We start from the raw sequence: 23228 nt of genomic DNA on the forward strand, positions 1-23228 counted from the left end.
TTGACATCTCGACCCACCTTCAAACCGACTTTCTATGCAGGCACGCCAATGGCATATGCTGGTCCGTCACATTCCGCTTTAAACCCGGCAAGCGTAACAGTCAGGAAAGACAATTGGCGACCAACAGCGTATTAACCCGGAATGCCCCTCTATACCTCTGAAGGCATTGGGGCAAAGCCCTGCCTTGTCAGTTTCACAATCTCTCGCTAGGCATGACCGATGTTTGAAACTCCGGACCGTTCATGCCCCTGAAGCTTCGCCCTGCCACACCCGCCGATGCGCCTGCGCTGACCGATATACTGCATCGGGCGAAGGCCTCCTGGGGATATCCGGAAGAGAAGCTGGAGGAATTCCGGGCGCAATGGCGGATTTCGGAGGCCACCATCGCCTCCCTTGCCGTGACCGTCGCGGAACGCGGCGGACATCCGGTGGCCTTTTCAGCGCTCACCCCGCAGGACGAAGAGACGCTCCTCATCGATTTCCTGTTCGTCGCCCCGGAGGCTCAAAGCCAGGGGATCGGCGACCTGCTGCTGACCCGCGCCGAGGATGAAGCCCGGTCCCGAAATCTCACGCGGCTTTTCCTTGAATCGGACACCAATGCAGCGCCTTTTTACGAAAAACGCGGCTTCCGGACGATGACGACCAGGCCGAGCGAGATGCAGCCAGGCGGTGAGATCCCCATGATGGAGAAGATCTTGCAGCCCGGTGTTCACAAGGTCTCCGCGATCGACATCGACCTCTCCCCCGCCCCCTGGACGTTCGAGGAGGCGAATGAAGCCGCCATTGCCGCCCATTTCGAAGAAGCCAGGAAACGCATCGCCCTCCTGTGGAACGGCCGTACCTTGAAACTGACGGGCTTCCGTTTCGAGGACGGAGCCTTCGTGGGCACGTGCTGCGAATGTTCCTACGCCGCGTTCCTGACCTGGCGGGAATGGGGAGCCCCCGATGCCTCGGCATACAATCTCTTCGGCTCCGCGGTGCTGAGATCCGCCGAGGGGGCACTTCTTTACGGCGTCATGTCGGAGCGCGCGGCCACGGCCGGCCTGATCTATCCGCCCGGCGGCAATCTGGATCCGGTCGACCTGACCTCGGACGGCAAGGTCGATGTTATCGGCGCAATCTATCGGGAGCTGGCGGAAGAAACCGGGCTTGCCGCCAGGGATGTTCGCCCGGCCGATCTTCTGGTCGCCTTCGACGGTCCGCGCATTTCCATCGCGCAGGTTTTTGACATCGACAGGAAAGCCGAAGACCTGCGCAACAGCATCCTGCGTTTTTCGGAAGCTTCCGAAGAACAGGAACTGGCCGATATCCGCATTGTCCGCAGCCGGGAGGATCTGACAGATCCTGCGATCGTGCCTTATGCCCGCGCCATCGGCGCGTATCTGCTGCCTCCGGGGTCACTTTGAAAACAGAAGAATCCGGCTAAGGCGTGGTGTTTCGGGTGGCAACAATTTGTTCACCAAGAAAGACTGATAGGCACTGGCGGGACTTGCCTAGAAATGCAAAAGTCCGCTCACCTTACGAGCCGCTGCGGCATCAATCGCCAGGGAGAATGAATAAATGGGCCGTCGCTACGCCATCTTGGATGTCTTCACCAACACCAGCCTTGCCGGCAATCCACTGGCGGTGGTTCTGGACTCCGAGGACCTGAGCGACGAGCAGATGCAGAAAATCGCCGGCGAGTTCAACTTGTCGGAAACGGTGTTCGTGTTTCCCCCCGAACATCCCGGCCAATCCGCCAGCATTCGGATTTTCACACCGAGACTGGAACTACCGTTTGCAGGTCATCCCACCGTCGGCACCGCCATCCTGATGGCGACGGAACGCTTCGGCGACATCACCGGCGAACAGGATTCCGTCGTGGTGCTGAAACAGAAGATCGGCCCCGTACGCTGCGCCGTCATCCTGCGCGAAAACGCAGCTGCCTTTGCCGAGTTCGATGTGCCGATCCTGCCCGAACCGGCCGGTCCCACACACAGTGTCGATGTGATTGCCGCTGCGCTCAATCTGGAACCGTCCGACATCGGCTTCGAAAACCATTCGCCTTCAAGGTTCCGCGTCGGTCCGCCCTTCACCTTCGTTCCGGTCCGCGACCTCGACGCCCTCGCCCGCGCCAAGCCCGTGGCTTCCATGTGGAAGGCCGGGTTCGGCAAGGACGAGCATAACGACGCCTATATCTACTGCCGCGAAACCCGTTCTCACGACAGTGCCTTCCACGCCCGCCTGTTTGCACCCGACATGGGCATCCCGGAAGATCCTGCAACGGGGTCTGCCGCCGCAGCCTTTGCCGGTGTCGTCGACTATTACGACGACCTGCCGAACGGAACCCATCATATCCGCATCGAACAGGGCTTCGAGATGGGCCGCCCCTCGCTGATCGATCTGGAAATCGACATTGAGGCGGGAAAAATGCACGCGGTTCGTATCGGCGGTCAGGCCGTTGTTGTCGCGCGCGGCGAGCTGTATTTGTAGAAGCGTTCCTCCCGGTCGGATCTGCGCGATAATCCCGATCAAAACAGGCAACGGTCGTGGCGGACAGGCAATTCCGTCCGCCACAGATCCATAGGCCAGGTTTCTCCCGCTCCTATTGCGCAGCTTCGGCCATGCTCTCGGGTGCTGTCTTTGCCCAGGATGGCAGACTTTCCAGCCGCAGATACCACGCCTTGATAGCCGGATAATCATCCAGAGGCACTTGCGACCCGGGAAACATCGCCAACGCGGAGTATGCTCCGACGGCGAAATCCGCCACCGTCACCTTGTCCCCCAGAACGAAGTCCCGACCCGCAAGCTGATCCTCGAGAACAGCGGCGAAGCGGCGATACTCTTCCAGTGCGGCATCGATCTTGTTCTGGTCCGGATCCCCTCCGCCAAACAGGCCTTTCGCGACCGTTTCCCACAGGATGTCGCCGAGCGCCCGGTTATAGTGCTGAACCTCCCAGGACATCCAGCGCAGGATTTCGAACCGGCCTTTCAGATCCGAGGGGCAAAACTCCTCCGCACCGGCCCGGTCGCAAAGGTAGATCATGGTCGGGTTGGCTTCCCAGAGGTTCATGTCCCCGGCGACAAGTGTCGGCACTTTCATGTTGGGATTGACGGCGCGCATTTCGTCGCTCCTGTGTTCCCCCTCCATCATGTTCGGGCGGCGGATATCAACTTCTTCATAAAGGCCGAGGTGATGCAGGACCGCTTCGACGCGGCGGCAATTCGGCGAAAACTTGCTCGTATAGAGTTTCATGTCGGTCTCTCCAGTCTGATTGATGCATGCGGTCCGGTTGGTCCCGTTCCGCCTGACGGCTTGAGCCGGTGAGCGCGCTTCACTTTACTCAACCAATTAGTTGACTATAATGGAATTCAATGTTAGTCAACCAAAAGGTTCACTTTATGAATGCAATGGACATGCCCCAGCTCGATGCAACCTTCTCCGCCCTCAGCGACAGCACACGGCGCGCCATCGTCGCGCGTCTCGCCGATGGGGAAACCTCCCTTTCCGATCTTGCAGAGCCTTTCGACATGTCGCTCACTGCCGTGTCGAAGCACCTGAAGGTTCTGTCCGACGCAGGTCTGGTGGACATCGAAAAGCGCGGCCGCACGCGTCATTGCCGGCTCCAGGGAGCACCAATCAAGGAAGCGGTCGACTGGCTCAGCAAATACGAGGCCTTCTGGATCGACCGATTCGACGCCCTCGCCCGTCATCTCGCCAAGGAGGATAGCGCCAAATGACTGTTCAGCAGCCCAGGAAATTTCTGAAATCCGAACCCGGCATGGAACCGGTCCTGGTCGAGGGACTGTTTCGCGCCTCACCGGAGCGGGTCTTCCGCGCCTTCACCGAACCGAAGGATGTACAGGCCTGGTTCGTGCCGAGTTCCGGCAATCTCGTTTCCGCCGAGATCGATCTGAAGATCGGTGGCAGATGGTGTTTCGTGATCGAAAGAACGGCAGAAAAGCAGATCCACTTCGAGGGCGAATATCTGGCCCTGGACCCGCCGAACCGGCTCGAATTCAGCTGGCGTCACGTGCAGGAATTCGCCGACGGCCGGCGCGAGGCGACCGACGCATCGCATGTAACGGTCACCTTTACGGAAACCGGCAAGGCGACCGAAGTCCGCCTTCGCCACGAAGCCATCAAGACCGAAGACGCACGCCGGGGTGTCGGTGGCGGCTGGGACGGCTGCTTCGGCCGTCTGGCGGATCTTGTCGCCGCTTGACGCGGCAATCGCAGGAGGAAAATCATGACGACACCGCACATCGTGAACCGGGAAGACTGGCTCGAGGCGAGAAAGGCATTTCTTGCAAGGGAAAAGGCTTTCACCCGCGAACGCGACGCCCTCGCCGCCGCGCGCCGGGATCTGCCCGTAGTGATTGTCGAGAAGGACTATCAGTTCGATACCCCTTCGGGCAGAAGATCCCTCGGCGATCTGTTCGGCTCCCACCCTCAGCTCGTGGTCTATCACTTCATGTTCGGCGAGACCTGGGAGGAAGGCTGTCCGAGCTGTTCCTTCTGGGCGGACAATTACGAACGGCTCGACGTACATCTCGCCGCCCGCGACACGGCGCTGGTCTGCATTTCCAACGCCCCGCTTGAAAAGCTCCTGGCCTACAGGAAACGCATGGGTTGGAGCTTCGACTGGGTTTCCAGCGCCGGCAACGGTTTCGGTGTCGATTTCGGCGTAACCTTCCCCGACAAGCAGCAGACCGCAGCCGGCGGCTATAACTATTCGGAGAAGATCTTCGGCGAGGAAATGCCAGGCATCAGCACCTTCCTGAAACTGGCAGACGGCCGCATCGCCCACAGCTACTCCACCTACGGCCGCGGCATCGACATCCTCAACACGGCCTACAACATCCTCGACCTCACCCCCATGGGCCGCCACGAGGAGGCCCTCGACTATCCGATGGCGTGGGTCAGACGGCGGGACAGGTATGGGGCTTGAGGCAAGGTTCCCGCAGCCTCTGTTCAACATATCCCGATACGCTCTCCAACGCTTTGCCGCCCCGGCCTTGAGCCGGGGCCACCTCGCAGCCTGGCGGGAGATCCCGGCTCAAAGCCCGGACGGTAAAGATCTGCAGCGGCTCTTTGTTTCGGCAACCAGCATGCCGTCTCTGGCAAAAGCCGGTTGCATCGAAGCCGATCCTGTCTTAAGAACATTCCCGTTAACCGTCGGGTCACGCTTTTGAGTCACCCTCGGTGGGCGACCTTTTGAAAGACGACCAAAGGCCAAAGACAGACCCATGATCGCGGCACGCGACATTTCCGGTTCTTCTTGCGACGCGCAGGCCCTGCGCGGCGGCCTCCTCCTACTTGGCGACCTCCTCCTTCTTAGATGCCCCTGAGCGTCGGCTGATCCGCTTGTTGTTGCGGAACGGGCACTTAGGGGAGATACTTCGGACAACGCATCACGATATTCGGATCGCGTCGCTTGCTTCCTGACGTTTTCATTCAGGAAGGCCCGATCCAAGCCAGGGACGAAACAACCATGACTGCCAATACCTCCACGGAGCAGGTCCGCATCTTCGACACCACCTTGCGCGACGGCGAACAGTCGCCCGGTGCCTCCATGACGCTGGAAGAAAAGCTGCAGATTGCCGAAATTCTCGACGAAATGGGCGTTGACATCATCGAGGCCGGGTTTCCGATCGCCTCCAACGGCGATTTTGAAGCTGTCAGCGAAATCGCCAAGCGCTCGAAGAACTCGGTGATCGCAGGGCTGGCCCGCGCCATCCATGCCGATATCGACCGCTGCGGCGAAGCGGTGAAACACGCCGACAAGGGCCGCATCCACACCTTCGTCTCCACCTCGCCGATCCATCTGAAGTACCAGATGAACAAGACGGAAGACCAGGTTCTGGACATCATCACCGACACGGTGACCCGCTCACGCAACCTGATCGACGATGTCGAATGGTCGGCCATGGACGCCACCCGCACCCCGATCGACTATCTGTGCCGCTGCGTCGATGCCGCGATCAAGTGCGGGGCGACCACCATCAACCTGCCGGACACGGTCGGCTATGCCACGCCGGACGAATACAAGACGATGTTCGAACAGATCCGCGAACGGGTTCCGGACAGCGACAAGGCGATCTTTTCCGTCCATTGCCATGACGACCTGGGGCTGGCGGTGGCCAACTCCCTGGCCGGTGTCGCCGGTGGCGCCCGCCAGATCGAGTGCACCATCAACGGCCTCGGCGAACGTGCCGGCAACGCGGCTCTGGAAGAGATCGTCATGGCGGTGCGCACCCGCAGCGACATCATGCCCTACGTGACGCAGATCGACCCGAAATTCCTGGTGCGCGCTTCCAAGATGGTGGCCGGGGCGTCAGGCTTCGCCGTGCAGTACAACAAGGCCATCGTCGGCAAGAACGCCTTCGCGCACGAGAGCGGCATTCACCAGGACGGCATGCTGAAAAACGCCGAGACCTATGAAATCATGCGTCCGGAAGATGTCGGCGTCAAAGCCACTTCGCTGGTCATGGGCAAGCATTCCGGCCGCCATGCCTTCCGCGACAAGCTGAAGGAACTGGGCTTCGATCTGGGCGACAATGCCCTGCAGGACGCCTTCCGCCGTTTCAAGGATCTGGCCGACCGCAAGAAGCATGTCTACGACGAGGACATCGAGGCCCTGGTCGAGGACGAGATCACCATCCTGGGCGAAAGCACCAAGGTGATCGCGCTGACGGTGATCGCCGGAACAGGTGGCCCGCAGAAGGCGATCCTGACCATGGATGTTGCCGGCCAGCATATCACCAAGGAAGCCACCGGAGACGGCCCGGTCGATGCCACCTTCAACGCGATCAAGTCCATCGTGCCGCATGAGGCGACCCTGTCGCTCTATCAGGTTCATGCAGTGACCGAAGGCACGGACGCGCAGGCCGAAGTCTCCGTAAGGCTGGAAGCCGGCGGCCGGATCGCCACCGGCAAGGGCGCGGACACCGATACGCTGGTCGCCTCCGCCCGCGCTTATGTCTCGGCCATGAACAAACTGGCCCTGCGCCAGCAGGCTGACAACCCGGGCGCCCTGCAGGCCGTCTGAGCGGAAGGACCCGAAGATGCACAAGGGGCCGCTACGGCGGCCCTTCAGTCTGCCGACAACCCTGCAATTCGCCATCCCGGACGCAGCGTAGCGTAGATCCCGGATCGGTGAGCCGAGGCTATTCGTGGGAAAAGCCTCAGCCAAGACAACACTTTGCGGCTCTCCGGTCCCAGCTCGCGCTTCGCTTGGCCGGGATGATGGCCGTTAGGCTGTGATCTTGTCAGCAGTCTAGGCGCTCAGAAGATAGGACTGCATGGAAGGGCTGAGCATCTGGAAGACATCCGCCTGCATGCCCTCGATCACCTTGCTTTCGCGATGATAGAAGCCGCAATTAAGCACCACATCCCGCATTTCTCGATTGTCCGTGCGCACGACCGCGATCAGATGGGAGAAATAGGTGTTTTCGAAGAACCAGTCGGCCAGAGCTGCGAACAGACGTTTCGCAAGTTCGGGATCGCGTTGCAGCACTTCGTTGGGCAGGCAGTAATTCACACTGATCTCGGAGGTTTCGCTGACAGGCGTGAAGCCGGCCCAGCCGAGAAAGGTTCCGTCTTCCAGAACAGCCTTCCATTTGCCAAATCCGAGATCTTCCTGATGCTGCAGGGCTGAATTTACCAGTTCGGCCGCGTCCATGACGGTGCAGCTTGTCGAATATTCCGTGCACCGGTTTCCATAGGCGTCAGAATGAAGGTCGTCGATAAGTTCGACATCGGCCGGAGAAAAGGGAACAAGCTTCACAGCGCCGCATTCGAGAAATATCGTCTGCACCGTATCCTCCAGGTGTTGAACTACGTACGGCGGGCACCAGATTTACAAAAATGGTCCTCCACCAAAGGCGTAGACCCGTGTAACCCTGAATTGTGCCGACCCTGTGACAAACACGATCATAAACTTAAAATTTGCGAAAATATATACGCATAACCAACAAGTTAGGTGAATACCGGGCTGTGCACCGCACACGCAGAAGTTATTGGCACTTCTGTCAGGTCAGCTTCTCCAAATCGTCCGTGCTGATTCCGTTTGATGGATCAATCCGTTGCCAGTCCGGCATCTGGTTTCGAAACCATGTCTCCTGACGCTTGGCGTACTGCCGCGTTGCAACAGTCAGCCTGTGGACGGCCTCTTGATAATCGAATTTGCCGTCGAGATAGGCGCCTATCTCCGCAACGCCGATTGCGCGCATGGCGGGAAGCCTGGTGGAGAGGCCCTTTGCCCGAAGCGCGCGCACCTCCTCGCAGCCCTCCTGCGACAGCATCATCCGGGCACGCTGTTCGATTCGTTGGTGCAGCCATGGTCTCGGCGGTGCAAGGACATACCTCTGGCATTTTGCCTCCGGCAGCAGCGGAGCGGATTGTGCCTCCCGTTGCCAGGCGGAAAGCGGTTTTCCCGTTGCCATGATCACTTCAAGCGCCCGGGTGAGTCGCTGGGGGTCGTTCAGGCCGGAGGCCGCGTCCCTGTCACCCAGATCCAAAAGGCGTGCCTTGATCCCCTCGACACCGCCCACATCCGCAAGCTGCCGCGCATCGCGGCGCACTTTGTCCGGAATCGCCGGCATCTCGGCGAAACCTTCCGTCAGTCCCTTGAAATAAAGGCCGGTTCCCCCGACCAGGATCGCGGTCTTGCCGGCCGCACGCACAGCCTCGATTTCCCCGGGGGCCAGCCGCAGCCAGTCACCGGTGGAAAAGGCGGTCGATGCCGGCAGAACCCCGTAAAGCCTGTGCGGAACTTCCGTTTCCTCCTCAGTGGAAGGGCGCGCGCTCACCAGACGCAAGTCCTCGTAAAGCTGCATGGAATCGGCGTTGATGATCACGCCGTCCAGCTTTCTCGCCAGCGACAGCGCCAATGCGGACTTGCCGCTTGCCGTCGGTCCCGCTATCAAAACGACGCGTTCGTCTTCAGCCCATCTGCGACTGCCTTCCAGGGAAGCCTCCATGTCTTTAGTTGCCACTTTGGTGTCCACTCCCACTGCACCGGCGGTCGATCAGGACCTGCTGCGCCAGGCTTCGGATGTCCTCGGCGTGACCGGAACCACGACTATACTCAATCCCGGCATTGCAGCCGATATCCGCTTTGACGGGCCCGACGCAAGTACCGCGGACGCCATTCTGCGCGAAATCGTCGGCAGGTCCCCGGTGGATGTCTTTGTCCAGCCGCCCGAGGCACGGCGCAAAAGGCTTTTGATCGCCGACATGGATTCCACCATGATCCGCCAGGAATGCATTGACGAACTGGCTGCCGAACTTGGCCTGAAGGACAGGATTTCCGAGATAACCGAACGGGCGATGCGCGGCGAAATCGAATTCGAACCCGCCCTCAGGGAACGCGTCGCCCTGCTGGAGGGGCTCTCCCTTTCGGCCATCGATACGGTTCTGACCAACCGCATCCAGCTGATGCCCGGCGGCCGCACGCTGGTGCAGACCATGAAGGCGAACGGAGCCTATTGCGCCCTTGTCTCCGGAGGCTTCACGCATTTCACCAAGGCGGTCTATCGCATGATCGGCTTTGACGAGCACCAGGCCAACATCCTTCTGACGGAAGACGGACATCTGACCGGCAAGGTTGATGAACCCATTCTCGGCCGCCACGCCAAGCGCGCCCGGCTGGAGTATCTTGCCGCGGACAAGGGCCTTTCCTTCAGCGAAACGCTCGCCGTGGGCGACGGGGCTAACGACCTGGCGATGATCGAACTGGCCGGCGCCGGTGTCGCCTACAGGGCGAAACCTGCGGTCGCCGCCGCCGCCGACTTCCGCGTCGATCACGGCGATCTGACCGCCCTGCTCTATCTGCAGGGCTACAGCGAAAGCGATTTCGTGCTGAGCTGAGACCAGCGCAAGGATCTATGGGTTAAAGCAAAAAGGCGCCGTTTCCGGCGCCTTTTCCTGTTCGTGTAACCGGACAGACCGGCTTACTCGTCCTCGATCCGGACCGGCACGAAACGCACATCGCCGGTCGGATTTGCCAGGAGCAGCAGCGCCGAGCGACGGCCGTCGTCCTTCAGCTTCTTGATTTCAGCCTCGACATCGGCCGGAGTGGAGACCGGCTCCTGGGCGACTTCCTTGATGACGTCGCCAGCCGTCACGCGTTTTTCCTCAGCCGAAGAGCCTGCGATCACTTCAGTGACGACGACGCCGGTGACGTCCTCATCGATGGAGAACTGCTTGCGAAGGGCATCGTCCAGCTCCGCCAGCATCATTCCGAGAACTTCACTCTTCTCGACGGGCTGGTCTTCCGGCTGCTCTTCGGCGTCAGCACTCGCTTCCTCGACCTCATTCTCTTCAAGGCGCTCGAGCGTCACGCTGATGGTGACTTCCTCACCCTTGCGCAGAACCACCACTTCGACTTCCTTGCCGATTGCGGTTTCGGCCACCATGCGCGGCAACTCGCGCATCGACTCGACTTCGCTGCCGTCGAACTTGATGATGACGTCGCCCGGCTCGACCTTGCCCTTGGCTGCCGGACCGTCTTCGGTGACACCGGCAACCAGCGCACCCATGGCTTCGTCCATGCCCAGGCTTTCGGCGATCTCGTCGGTGACTTCCTGAATGCGGACACCCAGCCAGCCGCGGCGGGTTTCCCCGAATTCGCGCAGTTGCTCGATCACCCGCATTGCCGTCTTGGCCGGAATGGCGAAACCGATGCCGATGGACCCGCCGGACGGCGAAATGATAGCGGTGTTGATACCGACGACCTTGCCTTCCATGTCGAACAGCGGCCCGCCGGAATTGCCCCGGTTGATGGAGGCGTCGGTCTGGATGAAATTGTCATATGGTCCTGAATTGATGTCACGGTTACGCGCAGACACGATGCCGACGGTCACGGTGCCGCCGAGACCGAACGGGTTGCCGATCGCCATCACCCAGTCACCAACGCGGATCTTGTCGGAATCGCCGAAATTGACGTCCTTGAGCGGCGTCTCCGGCGTCACCTTCAGCACCGCCAGATCGGTTTTTTCGTCGGTGCCGAGAATTTCCGCCTTCAGCTTGGTGCCGTCATTGAAGTTGGCCGTGACTTCGTCGGCTCCCTCGATGACGTGATTGTTGGTGATGATGATGCCTTCCTTGCCGTCGATGACAAAGCCCGAACCGAGCGACTGCACCCGGCGCGGCTGGTCGTTGTCCCGGTTCTGCCGGTTAAAGAATTCCTCGAAGAATTCCTGAAACGGCGATCCTTCCGGAACTTCGGGCATGGGAACGGACCGCTGTCCCTGCACAGTCTGGGCAGTGGAAATGTTCACGACGGCATCAGCAAGGTTCTCCGCCAGATCGGCGACGGAGACCGGCCCTTGCGCCCGGGCGGTTTGCACAGGCTGAATTGCGATCATCCCGCCGAGAGCAATGCCTGCGGCCGCAAAGGCGATACGGGAGATTTTACGACGAATAAATTCTGGGGCCATGGGGTGTTCTCCTCATCCCAGCCGGCTGGACTGTTCCCTGGATCTGCTGAGAATTAGGCTCCGCCTGCGGCGCGTTCCAAAGGTCCACGCTGCCGGGACCTGAAAAATCACACCGCCCCTGCGCTTTCGCTTCCTGAACCGGGCGAATTGCGTCCGGACAAGCGACTGGATCCTAGTTCTCAACAGACCCTGAACAGCGAACAATCGACCGGCTTCATTCAGGTTCTTGACCGGGATTATAGATCGGGCGGGAGATTTTTGCCTCTCCCGCCCGAAAACTTTTCGTTATCCGCGTATGATCCACACAAGAAATACGCCCACACCGGCCGCAACCAGCCCTGCAACGCGCAAAGTCTGGTCCGATGTCTCGAGCGCGCTGCGCATGACGGCCTTCATGCCGCCCGGTGCGAGGGCGTAAAGCACGCCCTCGACCACCAGCACCAGCCCCAGTGCGGTCATCAGTTCACTCATTGCGCGGAGAGCGACGCCGCGCCGGTGTTCCCTGTGCCAGCATTGTCATTGCCCGCTGCCGGAGCCGCAGGGCCCCTCGGGTCGTTGAAATACCGGAAGAAGCTGGAATCAGGGGTCAGGACAAGGCTGGTGTCGCCTGCCCTGAGACCTTCTTCATAGGCCAGCATCGAGCGGTAGAACGCGAAGAACTCCGGATCCGCGCCATAGGCTTCCGCGAAGATCTTGTTCCGCTCCGCATCGCCGTCACCACGGGTGATTTCCGAATCCCGCTTGGCTTCCGCGACAAGAACCGTTGCATCGCGGTCGGCTCGCGAGCGGATACGCCGGGCGAGCTCTTCACCCTGCGCACGCAGCTCCGTTGCTTCCCGCTGACGTTCCGTCTGCATTCTGGCGTAGATGGCCTGGGAGTTGGCATCCGGCAGATCCGCGCGGCGGATCTTCACGTCGATCACTTCGATACCGAGTTCGGCGGCATTTGCGCTGACATCCCGGCGGATGTTCTCCATGACACCGGACCGGTCGTCCCTGACGAGGGCAGCAAAGCTGGTGCGGCCCAGTTCGGACCTCAGCGAGGACTGCAGCAGGGTCGACAGGCGCCGGTTGGCCGTCGGAACGTTTTGAACACGCTGGTAGAAGAGCACCGGATTGATGATCTTGTAACGCGCGAACGCATCGACCACCAGCCGCTTCTTGTCCGAGGAGATCGGCTCAAGCGGCGGCATGTTCAGGTTGAGGATCCGCTTGTCCATATAGACGACGTTCTGGATGAACGGATATTTGAAATACGGACCGGGCTCGGTCTTGGTGTCGATAATCCGGCCGAGCTGCAGGACGAGCGCCTGCTGGGTCGGGTTTACGATGAAGATCGACATGTAACCGAGAACGGCGACGATAACGAGAATGACTGCCAGAATTCCGCTGCGCATGATCAATTCCCTCCTGTCCGTGCGGACGGAGCGGTGGAACCGCGTCCGTTCAAGTCGTTAAGCGGCAGGAACGGCATAACGCCGGTACCGGATGCATCGCTGTCGATGATGATCTTGTTGGTAACGCCCAAAACTTTTTCCAGGGTTTCGAGATACATGCGCTCCCGGGTGACATCCGGTGCTTTCTCGTATTGTTCGTAGATCTTGGTGAAACGCTGGGACTGACCGGTCGCCTCGGCGATGGTCTGATCCTTGTAGGCGTTCGCCGCTTCCAGGACACGGGCGGATTCACCACGTGCTTCCGGAACGATGCGGTTGGCGTAGGCCTCGGCCTCGTTGCGGATACGCTCCTGGTCGGCACGCGCCGCCTGGACATCCCGGAACGCGTCGATGACCTGTGCCGGCGGGTCAACCCGCTGCATCTGCACTTCAGCGACTTCGATACCGGCCTGATACGAATCCAGCGTCGTCTGCATCAAGGTCACCACGTCGTTCTGAATGGCGACCCGGTTTTCCGTCAGGATGGAATCGATATTCGACTCGCCGACCACTTCGCGCATGGCGCTTTCGGCAACGGCTTTCACCGTTCCGGCCGGCTCCTGGATATTGAACAGATAATCGCTGATGCCCTCACGGGTGCTCTTGATCCTCCACAGGACCTTGAAGCCGACGTCAACGATGTTTTCGTCGCCGGTCAGCATCAGGCTTTCCTCGGGGATATCGCGAGCCCGCACGGCGCCGGAACTGGTGATGCTTTCCTCGACACCAACGGTCGTTTCACGCTGCAGTTCGACCTGGGGCTTGTAAACTTCGCCGATCGGATAGGGCCAGTTGTAGTTGAGGCCCGGAGGCGTCTGGTCTTCCACCTTGCCGAGAACCAGCTCGACACCGACTTCACCTTCGTCGACCACATAAAGCCCGGTCAGCAGCCAGCCGATGACACCGATGCCGATGACGATCAGGATGCCGACAAAGCCCAGGCCGCCGCCGCCACCGCCCGGAAGGACGTTTTTCATCCTGTCCTGCGTGCGTTTCAGAAGCTCTTCCAGGTCGGGCGGGCTACCGCCACCGCCCCGGTTCTGACCACCACCTCCCCAGGGGCCGCCACCATTGTTTCCGCTACCCCATGGGCCGCCGTTGTTTCCGCCACCCTTCCAGGGGCCACCGCCACCTGTCTGATTGCTCCAAGGCATCAAAACTTCCTTCTGTGAATTCCCGCAGGCGTTGCCGGCTTCAGGCCGCGCCTCTTCTGACTCACCGTTGGTTATAGGGAGGTTACGACCCGCTTTCAACGAAAACGGCTGACAGCCTCCCTGGTAAATCCGGTACAATTTCCCGCGCCGCAGGTGGGAAAGGAAGTCCCGGCTTTCAAGACTGCACGGTGAGAAACACGCAAATAAATTCAGCCAGCCGCCTCAATCGCCACGCAACATGTCGATATGGGGGATGCCATCCTCCAGATAGGTCTCCGAAACGGTACGGAAACCGAGAGAATTGTAGAATTTTTCAAGATGCGCCTGGGCCGTGACATGAATCCGGCAGCCCGGCGCAAGCGCCTCCGCCCTGTCGATCCCGGCGAGCATCATCGTCCGGCCAAGGCCGCTTCCCCGGTATTCACGGGCAATCACCACCCGGCCGATGCGCGCGTCACCGTTCTCCAGCCCTGTGAACAGCCTGATGGCGCCGGCCAGATCGCCCGTCTCCCGGTTCCTGATGAGAAAATGCCACGCGAGCGGGTCCTTTCCGTCGATATCGGCATAAAGCGACGCCTGCTCCAGCACGAAAATAGCCTGCCGGAGTTGCAGGAGATCATGAACGTCCCCCGGGCTCAGTTCTTCGAAGGCCGCCCATGTCGCGGTCATTGTTTCAGGCAGTTTCATGAAATTTGACACCCGCTTCGCTCAGCTCTTGCGACGATAGGTCACGAAGGTGAAATCGGAGCTGTCCCTTTCGCCCCGCTCGCCGGGAATGCGGCTGGTTTCCTCCCAGGCACCGGAATCGATGACTGGAAACCTTGTGTCGCCCTCCGGCTCCGCATCCACTTCGGTGATTTCAAGCCGGTCGGCGATCCCGATGGCCTGGGCATATATCTGGCCGCCGCCGATGATCATGATCTCCTCAGCGCCGAGCTGGCCGGCCAGCACACCTGCCCGCTCCAGAGCATCCTTGAGAGACGTTGCAGCCTCGGCGCCCTCGGGGGCGTAGTCGGCATTTCGCGAAATCACGATGTGCGGACGGCCCGGCAAGGGTTTGCCGCCGAAGGACAGAAACGTCTTGCGGCCAAGAACAACCGGTTTTCCGAGGGTCAGCTTCTTGAACCGCTTCAGGTCGGTCGAGAGTTTCCAGGGCATGTCATCATCGGCGCCGATGACCCCGTTGTGGGCAACCGCGGCAATCAAGACGATATCAGGCACCCAACCCACCCTTTCCGGTTTTCTTTTTCACGATCGCCTCCGAGAGCAAAACCTGGTCACACCGAACCGCTCCGGTTCGGTGTGACCAGGTAAATTTGCTCGCCTTTTTAGCATGTTAGAGCATCTTTACCCATTTTATTGATCGCCAAAGCGATACAATCAAAGTGGGTGATGCTCTAGCATGAAATTCAAGGCAGTGAAAAACCAACGCAAATTTCTTTTCAACAGCCTGTCGGTTCAAGGCGCCCCGCCCCGTCCTTGGTACCGGAACTGTTATTCAGGAGATTTCTTTTGCCATGTCCGACTTGATGGAAACCGTTCTGATCGAGCGTATCCGCGACCTGATCCCGGACGAGAATGTCGAGCAGAAGCGGATGTTCGGAGGAACCTGCTTCATGGTCAACGGCAACATGCTGGTCTGCATCTCCAGACGCGGCCTGATGGCGCGCGTCGGCAAGGAACAGGAAGCGGAAGCCCTGGCAAAGCCATATGCCTCGCAATGTCGGCCGACGGGACGGCCCATGGCCGGCTTCATCCGGGTCGAACCGGAAGGCATCGACAGCGATGAGGTGCTGCAAAACTGGGTCGAAATGGCCCGGACCTATGTCTGCGCGCTTCCGCCCAATGCCTCCAGGCCCAAAAAGTCCAGGGTCGGAAAGACAACACGATGAGCGCCGCCGGTTTTTCTCCGGAGACTTTTGCCTTTCTGAAGACGCTTGCCGGCAACAACACCCGAGACTGGTTCGAGGCCAACCGGCAGGACTATCTGCGCTTCGCGAAAAAACCGGCGGACGCTGTACGCTCTTGCCTTCAAGAGGCGCTTGCGGAACTGACCGGCCGCGAAATCGCCTCCAAACAATTCCGCATCAACCGGGATTTGCGCTTTTCGAAGGACAAGTCCCCCTACAACACCCACATCCGCATGGCCTTCTGGCCGAAGGACGCGGTCTTTGCCGGCAGGGAAGCCCAGCCGCCGGGTTTTTTCCTGTCTGTCGAAACAGATCATCTGCGCATCGGCACCGGTTCCATGGTGTTCGCCAAGCCCATGCTTGCTGCCTATCTCAACGCGCTCCAAACCGGACACGGCGACGAGATCTCGGCCCTGATCGCGCGGTTGGAGGCAGAAGGCTTCGAAGGACCGGAACCCGACCTTGCCAAGGTCCCGAAAGGTTTTCCGCGCGATCACCCGCATGGCGAGCTTGCACGACACAAGGGGCTGGCGCTGTGGAAGACGCTAGGGGACACCCGCCTCGTTCAGGGAGAAACGGCCGCAACCTCCCTGCTGGCGACCTGGAAGGACACGCTGCCGTTTTGGAAATGGCTCATGCGACTGCAGGAAAAAGCTTGATCCAAAGCGCTTTGAAATCTATGACCGTCGTGTTTTTCATAAAGATGAAGCAGAGACCCGATGGCACCGAACAAAGAGCTGGCGCAGCGTTTCCCCCAAGACTTCCTGTTCGGCGTTGCGACCGCTGCCTACCAGATCGAAGGCGCGGCAAACGAGGACGGCCGCAAGCCGAGCATCTGGGACGCCTTTTCGAAGATGCCCGGCCGGGTTTTTCAACAGCATTCCGGCGATGTCGCCTGCGACCACTATCACCGCTGGGAAAGCGATATCGATCTGATCCAGTCTCTTGGGGTCGATGCCTACCGCTTTTCCATTGCCTGGCCGCGCATCCTGCCGGACGGGCGCGGCCAGGTGAACGAAAAAGGGCTGGATTTTTATGACCGGCTGATCGACGCAATGGTGGAGCGCGACCTCAAGGTCTATCCGACGCTTTATCATTGGGATCTGCCGCTGATGCTGGCAGGAGACGGCGGCTGGACAGCCCGCAGCACCGCCGAGGCATTTGCCGACTACACGGACATTGTCGTCCGCAGGCTGGGCGACCGTATAGACGCATTGGCGACGATCAACGAACCCTGGTGCATCTGCCACCTGAGCCATCTCTACGGTATTCACGCCCCCGGCGAGAAAAGCACCGAGGCCTTCGCAGCGGTCGTGCACACGCTCAATCTTGCGCACGGGCTTGGCGTTCAGGCAGCCCGCGCGGTCCGGTCCGATCTGCCGATGGGCATCGTGATCAATGCCCATTCCGTCTATCCGGCAAGCGAGACGCCGGAAGACCGGGAGACGGCCGAGCGTGCCTTCGAGTTCAACAACGGCATCTTCTTTTCCCCGCTCTTCCAGGGGACCTACCACCCGGACATCCTGTCGGCATTCGGCGACAGCATGGACATCCGCGACGGCGATCTGGAGATCATCAGCCAGCCGCTCGACTGGTGGGGGCTGAACTACTACACGCCCCTGCGCATCGCGCACGACCCGGATGCAGCAGACTACCCGCAAGCCCGCACCATCGCGCCCGAGCAGGGTCCGGACCTTACCGATATCGGCTGGGAGGTCTACGAGAAGGGACTTTCGGACCTGATGAAGGACCTTTATGCGCGCTACCGGCTGCCTGACTGTTACATCACCGAAAACGGCGCCTGTTACAACGACGGCCCCGTAAACGGCGTTGTCGACGATCAGCGCCGCATCGACTATCTCGAAAAGCACTTCGGCGCGATTGCAGATGCCCGGGAAGCCGGCGTGCCCGTGAAGGGCTACTTCCTCTGGAGCCTGATGGACAATTTCGAATGGGCGGAAGGCTACCGGATGCGCTTCGGCATCGTTCATGTCGACTACGACACCCAGGTCCGCACCCTGAAAAACAGCGCGCTCTGGTACCGGGATCTTCTGGATGCGCATAAGGCAGGCGACTGACGCTTCCGCTCGGCAGTGGTTCAGATCCCGGAGACCTGCCACCGGGACCGGCATCATGCCGCGCGCAAATTCGCCAGAATGATCTCGCTCCACACCCGGGTCGGAGCAACCCAGGCATCCCAGACGTTGTAATTGCCCGAAAAGATCACAGCAGCCACATCCGCCTCTGGACAAAGCCAGAGCCGTTGACCGCCATTGCCAAACCCGGCGACCCACGGCACCGGGCCGCCAAGCATAGGCACCGGTGCCTCGCCGCAGAACCAGAAATAGCCGTAGTACAGACCCTCGCTGGTCGCGATCACCGGTCTCAATGATGCGGTGATCCAGGCTTCCGGAACAACCCGGTGCCCCTCGCAAATGCCGTTGTTCAGAACCAGCCGTCCGATTTTCAGAAGATCCGGCGCAGTCAGCCGCAGGCCGGAGGCGGGCGAGTGGGTTCCATCCTCCCCTGCAGCCCATTCGAAGCGTGTGATGCCCAAGGGGGCAAACAGCACCTCGCGGGCGAATTCGGGCAGTTTCTTGCCGGTGCCCCGCTGCAGGATCGCACCGACCAGTGCGGTCGCGCCACCGCTGTAGATCCAGCGTGTTCCGGGGTCCGCGACGAACGGGCGCTCCAGAATATAGCGGTAGCGATCGGCGGCCTGTTCCATTGCGATTTCGCTGTTGAGCGGATCCGTGTAGGGGCGGGTCTCGTCCCACTCCATGCCGAGGGTCATGGTCAGTGCATGCTCGACGGTCAGACTCTTGCGTTTCGGATCGGTGGCCAGATCCTCATACCCCGGAAACAACTCCAGGATCGGCGTGTCGAGCCTCGGAACCTCGCCGCGTTCAAGCGCAATTCCATAAAGCAGGCTGACAATGCTCTTGGAAACGGAGCGCAGGTCATGCAGCGTCTCGGCCCCGAAACTCACCTCGCCCAGGGGCTTGCCCCAGGTCTCGTCCGGACCGGTTCCGTAGCTCTCCAGAACCGTCTCGCCTCCCCGCTCCGCCAGCACCGCATGAAGATGCGGCAGCAGCCCGGCTTCGACCCCCGCGCACAGTTTGTGGCCCATCGCAGGATCGAAACCACGCCTTTCGGCTGCGAATACATGGGACGAGAGGGAAAGACCGTTCGTTGACTCCATCGTTCTGAAATCCCGTCGTCAATGTCAGCGCCAGAGTGAAGCGTGTCGACACGGAATGCGAGCGCTTTCTGACATCAGGCGTGAAAGTTCGAAAGGGCAGCCTTGACCTTCCAGCCACTGGAACCACCATCGTTTTAAAGGGGTAGCCTCAACACACAGTCCGGGAGTTCGATAAAGTGAACCGCAGATCGTTTCTGAAGGCGTCGGTGGCCGGCTGCGCAGCCACACTGATGCCCACATTTTCGCTGGCTAAGTCAGATGACGGCTTCTTTGAACTCACAGCAGAAAAGGGTCAGGCACGGCTTTTCGGCGACGACGGCGGGCTCTCCGACCTGTGGCTCTACAACGGGCGCCTGCCCGGCCCGGAAATCCGGGTGAAGCGGGGTGAGCGGGTCAAGGTCCGCTTCCTCAACAAGCTGGACGAGCCGACGTCCGTACACTGGCACGGCATCCGCATCGACAACACCATGGACGGTGTAGCCGGGTTGACGCAGCCCCCAGTGAAAGCAGGCGAGAGCTTCGACTACGATTTCGTCGCGCCCGATGCCGGCACCTACTGGTACCACGCCCACACAATGAGCTGGAACCAGGTGCCGCGCGGTCTCGCTGGTCCGCTGATCGTCGAGGATGATGTGCCGGCGTTCGACCCCGCGCTCGACATTACCCTGATGCTCAGCGACTGGCGCCTCGACGACAACGGGGTGATGGAAACCGCCAGTTTCGGTGGTATGCACGATTTCGCCCACGCCGGGCGGCTCGGCAACTGGATGACGATCAACGGTGCCTCGATGCCGGACATCCCCTTGCAGAAGGACCGCTGGCACCGGCTCCGCCTGGTCAACAGCTCATCCGCGCGCGTGCTCGACTTTGCCCCGTCCCGCTTCGGCGCCAAGGTGATCGCTCTCGACGGACAGGCCTTTGCGACAGCGCGCGAGATGGACGGCATCCTGCAGCTTTCCCCCGGCCAGCGCATGGACGTGGTGATGCGCCCTGGTGAGGCCGGTGACATTCCCTTCGAGACCATGACCGGCCAGCCGATCACGTTCGCAACTTTCAAAGTCGGTGAAGCCTCCGCTCCTGATCAACCTCTGATGCTGCCAGTGCGGAACGACCTGCCGGAACCTGACCTTGAAAACGCGCGCGAACTGACTCTCGACATGGCCGGTGGCGCCATGGGCGGCATGCGCGGCATGATGGGCTCGCGCGCTGACATGCAGCGGAGAATGCAGGAGGGCCAGTTTTGGGCCTTCAACGGCAAGGCCGGCATGGATGACACGCCGATGTTCTCGTCAGAACGCAGCGAAACCATCGTCGTTGAGAGCCGCAACGACACCGCCTTCGCCCACGCGATCCACCTGCACGGCCATCATTTCCGGGTTCTTGAACGGAACGGCCGGAAGCTAGTGCATCCGGACTGGCGCGATACCTATACGACCGTGCCCGACGAAACGGTCAAGATCGCCTTCGTCGCCGACAATCCCGGCAAATGGCTGATCCACTGCCATATGCTCGGCCATGCGGCCTCGGGGATGATGGACTGGTTCGAAGTGGGGTGAGTTCCCTGAGGTCTACACCGCAATCGGTGCCGAAATATGCGGGTGCGGGTCGTACCCCGTAAGCTCGAAGTCCTCGAATTTAAACGCGAACAGGTCGGTGACGTCCGGATTGAGTTTCATCTGCGGCAAAGCCCGAGGGGAGCGTTTGAGCTGTTCGCGCGCCTGGTCGAAATGGTTCGAGTAGAGATGCGCGTCGCCCAGGGTGTGGACGAAGTCTCCCGGTTTCAGGCCTGTGACCTGGGCGATCATCATGGTCAGCAGCGCATAGGAAGCGATGTTGAAGGGTACGCCAAGGAAAACATCCGCCGAGCGCTGGTAAAGCTGGCAGGAGAGCTTTCCATCCGCCACGTAGAACTGAAACAGGGCATGACAGGGCGGCAGAGCCATCTCGTCAACCAGTGCCGGGTTCCAGGCCGAGACGATCAGCCGGCGGCTTTCCGGATTGGTGCGGATCATGGTCAGGAGGTTGGCGATCTGGTCGATGGACCGGCCGTCCGGCGCCGGCCAGGAGCGCCACTGATAGCCGTAGACCGGACCGAGCTCGCCGTTCTCGTCCGCCCAGTCGTCCCAGATCCTGACACCGTTTTCCTTCAGGTAACGGATATTGGTGTCGCCCGCGAGGAACCAGAGCAATTCGTGAATGATCGACCTTAAATGCAGCTTCTTGGTCGTCACCACCGGAAAGCCCTTCGAAAGATCGAAACGCATCTGATGGCCGAAGAGGGAGCGCGTGCCGGTTCCCGTCCTGTCTCCCCGGTCAACGCCCTCATCGAGGATTTTCTGCATGAGATCGAGATATTGCTGCACGGCGCGGCCCTTCTGGCGGTTTCAGGCGGAACGGGTCCAACTTCGCAGATTTTTTCAAAAACGCAGCCCCTGCCCGCGTCTTTCCCCAGATCCTGCCGTTAATTGTGGATGAGCTTCACCGGCAAACCAGTCTCTCACCCCGCAAGCCTCTTTCATTTCAGGTACGAACACCTTATATCAGGCGTGCTGGTTCGCCAGCTATGGCAATAAATGGACAGTGCAATAAGCCTATCGGACCCGGGGGCGGTACCCGGCGCCTCCACCCAAGCCCACGGGCTTTTCCAGCGGAAATCCTGTGGGTTTCGGCGGGGGCGAAATAGGATCGACGAGGGTGTAAAGACTGCGCTTTTGCCCGGTATTGTACCACCGTTATCGGGCTTTCTTAATAGTTGCAAATGACAACTATGCTATGGACAACGCTGTCGCTGCGTAACGCAGTGCCGGTAGTCCACTAAGTCCCGTAGGGTAGCACCTTCAGGCGGGGTCCGGAGGCACCTGGCAACAGAAGCCTCCACTCAATTTTCAAGACAGTCGTGAAGACGTGAGTACCTCTGCCAGCCGGAGTGGTATAATACCAAAGATCAGGTGCATTTATCTGGTATCACTTGGAAAAGAGCCTTTTCTTTTTCATCCCGGACCGTCAATGTGGATGCGATAGATAAGATTCCCATCGAGATATGACGAAAACTGATGTCTGAAGACCTTCTGCGATACGACATATTGATTCAGGACGCGCTGCGTGGCGCGGTCAAAAAGATTCTTGCCGAAGTCGGACGCACCGGACTTCCCGGGGACCATCATTTCTACATCGCGTTTGATACCAATGCGCCGGGTGTTCGCATTTCCCCGCGCCTCAAGGAACGCTATCCGCAGGAAATGACGATCGTGCTTCAGCATCAGTTCTGGGATCTCGCGATCGGGGAACATGCCTTCGAAGTCGGCCTTTCCTTCGGCGGCGTGCCGGAGAAGCTGCTCGTCCCGTATTCTGCCATCAAAGGGTTCTTCGATCCCTCCGTGCAGTTCGCACTGGAATTCGACCCCGGCAAGACGGCGGAAGAATTGCCCGAGGAATTGCTGGAAGCCGTAGAGGAACTCGCCAAGGTGGAACAGGAACATTCCGACAGCGAAGCCAAGCAGGACGGCGTAGAAGACGGCAAGGAAGTTGCAGCCTCCACCAAGCCCAAGGGCAAGAAGGCCAAACCTGCGGCAGAGGCGACCGGAAACGATGGCGGCGGTGAGGTCGTGTCACTGGACGCCTTCCGCAAGAAGACCTGAATTTAGCCGGAGTGACACTCATGAGCGCGGAGATCATCAATCTGCGCATGGTGCGCAAACAGAAACAGCGTCAGGACAAGGACCAGGCGGCGGACGACAACCGTCGCAAGTTCGGACGCTCCAAGGCTGAACGAGAAGCTGCCCGCAAACGCCGGGACGATCTGGAAAAACAGGTCGACGGCCATCTCCTGGACACGCCCCGTCCCCCTGACGACAACGGCGCTGCATAAACCGCCATGGCGCTCGTCAAACGCTCCCTTTCCCTGCATGGACACCGGACCAGCCTGGCGCTGGAAACCGAATTCTGGGACGTGGTGGACCGATATGTTGGCGAAGAAAAATGCTCTCTCGCCAGCCTGATTGTCGAAATCGACGACAACCGCGACCCGGACGATCCGCTTTCCTCAGCGGTCAGGGTCTGGGCCTTGAAGCAGGTCGAAAAGACCCCTCAAAATCACATTTGA

General features: G+C 60.2%; 25 protein-coding genes and 1 other RNA gene. 15 read left to right on the forward strand and 11 right to left on the reverse strand.

The window, feature by feature from the left end:
* Positions 1 to 242: 242 nt before the first annotated feature.
* Together Q1B40_RS17975 and Q1B40_RS17980 are read left to right on the forward strand one after the other, a co-directional pair.
* Positions 243 to 1406, forward strand: a complete 1164-nt coding sequence (locus Q1B40_RS17975; RefSeq protein WP_299817322.1) for a GNAT family N-acetyltransferase — start codon at positions 243 to 245, stop codon at positions 1404 to 1406.
* 154 nt (positions 1407 to 1560) lie between these two features.
* On the forward strand, positions 1561 to 2472 hold the full coding sequence (locus tag Q1B40_RS17980) for a PhzF family phenazine biosynthesis protein (protein WP_299817325.1): 912 nt from the start codon (positions 1561 to 1563) through the stop codon (positions 2470 to 2472).
* A 112-nt stretch (positions 2473 to 2584) separates the two neighbouring features.
* Here Q1B40_RS17980 and Q1B40_RS17985 read toward each other — a convergent pair whose 3' ends face one another.
* Positions 2585 to 3235, reverse strand: coding sequence for a glutathione S-transferase family protein (locus Q1B40_RS17985; protein ID WP_299817327.1), 651 nt, complete (start codon positions 3233 to 3235; stop codon positions 2585 to 2587).
* A gap of 146 nt (positions 3236 to 3381) precedes the next feature.
* On the opposite strand from Q1B40_RS17985, the gene Q1B40_RS17990 reads away from it, so the two are divergent.
* From Q1B40_RS17990 to Q1B40_RS18005, 4 genes are all read left to right on the forward strand, one after another.
* Complete coding sequence (locus tag Q1B40_RS17990) at positions 3382 to 3720, forward strand: helix-turn-helix transcriptional regulator (RefSeq protein ID WP_299817329.1); 339 nt, start codon at positions 3382 to 3384, stop codon at positions 3718 to 3720.
* Positions 3717 to 4205: an SRPBCC domain-containing protein gene (locus Q1B40_RS17995; protein WP_299817331.1), complete on the forward strand. Its 489-nt coding sequence runs from the start codon at positions 3717 to 3719 to the stop codon at positions 4203 to 4205. The genes Q1B40_RS17990 and Q1B40_RS17995 overlap by 4 nt, the downstream gene beginning before the upstream one ends.
* A gap of 24 nt (positions 4206 to 4229) precedes the next feature.
* On the forward strand, positions 4230 to 4931 hold the full coding sequence (locus tag Q1B40_RS18000) for a DUF899 domain-containing protein (protein ID WP_299817333.1): 702 nt from the start codon (positions 4230 to 4232) through the stop codon (positions 4929 to 4931).
* A gap of 543 nt (positions 4932 to 5474) precedes the next feature.
* Positions 5475 to 7031 carry a 2-isopropylmalate synthase gene (locus tag Q1B40_RS18005; protein ID WP_299817335.1) on the forward strand — a complete coding sequence of 519 codons (1557 nt, stop codon included), beginning with the start codon at positions 5475 to 5477 and terminating at the stop codon, positions 7029 to 7031.
* A 228-nt stretch (positions 7032 to 7259) separates the two neighbouring features.
* Here the strand turns inward: Q1B40_RS18005 and Q1B40_RS18010 are convergent, their stop codons facing one another.
* Complete coding sequence (locus tag Q1B40_RS18010) at positions 7260 to 7799, reverse strand: GNAT family N-acetyltransferase (protein WP_299817337.1); 540 nt, start codon at positions 7797 to 7799, stop codon at positions 7260 to 7262.
* A 214-nt stretch (positions 7800 to 8013) separates the two neighbouring features.
* A complete protein-coding gene (miaA, locus tag Q1B40_RS18015; RefSeq protein WP_367279149.1) occupies positions 8014 to 8979 on the reverse strand; it encodes a tRNA (adenosine(37)-N6)-dimethylallyltransferase MiaA in 966 nt (321 codons plus the stop codon).
* On the opposite strand from miaA, the gene serB reads away from it, so the two are divergent.
* A complete protein-coding gene (gene serB / locus Q1B40_RS18020) occupies positions 8963 to 9853 on the forward strand; it encodes a phosphoserine phosphatase SerB (RefSeq protein ID WP_299817339.1) in 891 nt (296 codons plus the stop codon). The two genes, miaA and serB, sit on opposite strands and share 17 nt — an antisense overlap.
* 83 nt (positions 9854 to 9936) lie before the next feature.
* Here the strand turns inward: serB and Q1B40_RS18025 are convergent, their stop codons facing one another.
* The 6 genes from Q1B40_RS18025 to Q1B40_RS18050 form a co-directional block, all read right to left on the reverse strand.
* Positions 9937 to 11424, reverse strand: a complete 1488-nt coding sequence (locus Q1B40_RS18025) for a Do family serine endopeptidase (protein ID WP_299817341.1) — start codon at positions 11422 to 11424, stop codon at positions 9937 to 9939.
* A 285-nt stretch (positions 11425 to 11709) separates the two neighbouring features.
* Positions 11710 to 11883 (reverse strand): DUF2065 domain-containing protein, encoded by a 174-nt coding sequence (locus Q1B40_RS18030; protein ID WP_367279150.1) that lies wholly within the window; start codon positions 11881 to 11883, stop codon positions 11710 to 11712.
* A gap of 8 nt (positions 11884 to 11891) precedes the next feature.
* Positions 11892 to 12821: a protease modulator HflC gene (gene hflC / locus Q1B40_RS18035; protein ID WP_299817345.1), complete on the reverse strand. Its 930-nt coding sequence runs from the start codon at positions 12819 to 12821 to the stop codon at positions 11892 to 11894.
* 2 nt (positions 12822 to 12823) lie between these two features.
* Positions 12824 to 14014: an FtsH protease activity modulator HflK gene (gene hflK, locus Q1B40_RS18040; protein ID WP_299817347.1), complete on the reverse strand. Its 1191-nt coding sequence runs from the start codon at positions 14012 to 14014 to the stop codon at positions 12824 to 12826.
* A 222-nt stretch (positions 14015 to 14236) separates the two neighbouring features.
* Positions 14237 to 14701: a GNAT family N-acetyltransferase gene (locus Q1B40_RS18045; protein WP_299817351.1), complete on the reverse strand. Its 465-nt coding sequence runs from the start codon at positions 14699 to 14701 to the stop codon at positions 14237 to 14239.
* Positions 14702 to 14722: 21 nt separating this feature from the next.
* Positions 14723 to 15235: a dihydrofolate reductase gene (locus tag Q1B40_RS18050; RefSeq protein WP_299817353.1), complete on the reverse strand. Its 513-nt coding sequence runs from the start codon at positions 15233 to 15235 to the stop codon at positions 14723 to 14725.
* 296 nt (positions 15236 to 15531) lie between these two features.
* On the opposite strand from Q1B40_RS18050, the gene Q1B40_RS18055 reads away from it, so the two are divergent.
* The 3 genes from Q1B40_RS18055 to Q1B40_RS18065 are packed head-to-tail and all read left to right on the forward strand — an operon-like array spanning position 15532 to position 18002.
* Positions 15532 to 15906, forward strand: a complete 375-nt coding sequence (locus tag Q1B40_RS18055; protein ID WP_299817355.1) for a TfoX/Sxy family protein — start codon at positions 15532 to 15534, stop codon at positions 15904 to 15906.
* The gene (locus Q1B40_RS18060) at positions 15903 to 16583 is read left to right on the forward strand and encodes a DUF2461 domain-containing protein (RefSeq protein ID WP_299817357.1); all 681 of its coding nucleotides are present in this window, start codon (positions 15903 to 15905) and stop codon (positions 16581 to 16583) included. The genes Q1B40_RS18055 and Q1B40_RS18060 overlap by 4 nt, the downstream gene beginning before the upstream one ends.
* A 60-nt stretch (positions 16584 to 16643) precedes the next feature.
* On the forward strand, positions 16644 to 18002 hold the full coding sequence (locus Q1B40_RS18065) for a GH1 family beta-glucosidase (RefSeq protein ID WP_299817359.1): 1359 nt from the start codon (positions 16644 to 16646) through the stop codon (positions 18000 to 18002).
* Between the two features lie 53 nt (positions 18003 to 18055).
* Here the strand turns inward: Q1B40_RS18065 and Q1B40_RS18070 are convergent, their stop codons facing one another.
* Entirely contained in the window at positions 18056 to 19126 is a 1071-nt protein-coding gene (locus tag Q1B40_RS18070; RefSeq protein ID WP_299817361.1) for a serine hydrolase, read from the reverse strand.
* Positions 19127 to 19302: 176 nt separating this feature from the next.
* On the opposite strand from Q1B40_RS18070, the gene Q1B40_RS18075 reads away from it, so the two are divergent.
* Positions 19303 to 20682: a multicopper oxidase family protein gene (locus Q1B40_RS18075; protein ID WP_299817363.1), complete on the forward strand. Its 1380-nt coding sequence runs from the start codon at positions 19303 to 19305 to the stop codon at positions 20680 to 20682.
* A gap of 12 nt (positions 20683 to 20694) precedes the next feature.
* Here the strand turns inward: Q1B40_RS18075 and Q1B40_RS18080 are convergent, their stop codons facing one another.
* Entirely contained in the window at positions 20695 to 21489 is a 795-nt protein-coding gene (locus Q1B40_RS18080; RefSeq protein WP_299817365.1) for a thymidylate synthase, read from the reverse strand.
* 146 nt (positions 21490 to 21635) lie between these two features.
* Here Q1B40_RS18080 and ssrA point away from each other — a divergent pair.
* The 4 genes from ssrA to Q1B40_RS18100 all read left to right on the forward strand — a co-directional run bounded on the left by ssrA (position 21636) and on the right by Q1B40_RS18100 (position 23228).
* Positions 21636 to 22005, forward strand: a transfer-messenger RNA (tmRNA) gene (ssrA, locus tag Q1B40_RS18085).
* A 174-nt stretch (positions 22006 to 22179) separates the two neighbouring features.
* Complete coding sequence (locus Q1B40_RS18090; RefSeq protein WP_299817367.1) at positions 22180 to 22764, forward strand: SspB family protein; 585 nt, start codon at positions 22180 to 22182, stop codon at positions 22762 to 22764.
* Between the two features lie 20 nt (positions 22765 to 22784).
* Positions 22785 to 22994 (forward strand): DUF4169 family protein, encoded by a 210-nt coding sequence (locus Q1B40_RS18095; protein WP_299817369.1) that lies wholly within the window; start codon positions 22785 to 22787, stop codon positions 22992 to 22994.
* Positions 22995 to 23000: 6 nt separating this feature from the next.
* Positions 23001 to 23228: a ribbon-helix-helix domain-containing protein gene (locus tag Q1B40_RS18100; protein WP_299817371.1), complete on the forward strand. Its 228-nt coding sequence runs from the start codon at positions 23001 to 23003 to the stop codon at positions 23226 to 23228.

The organism is uncultured Roseibium sp. (assembly GCF_947496995.1).
Classification (GTDB): Bacteria; Pseudomonadota; Alphaproteobacteria; order Rhizobiales; family Stappiaceae; genus Roseibium.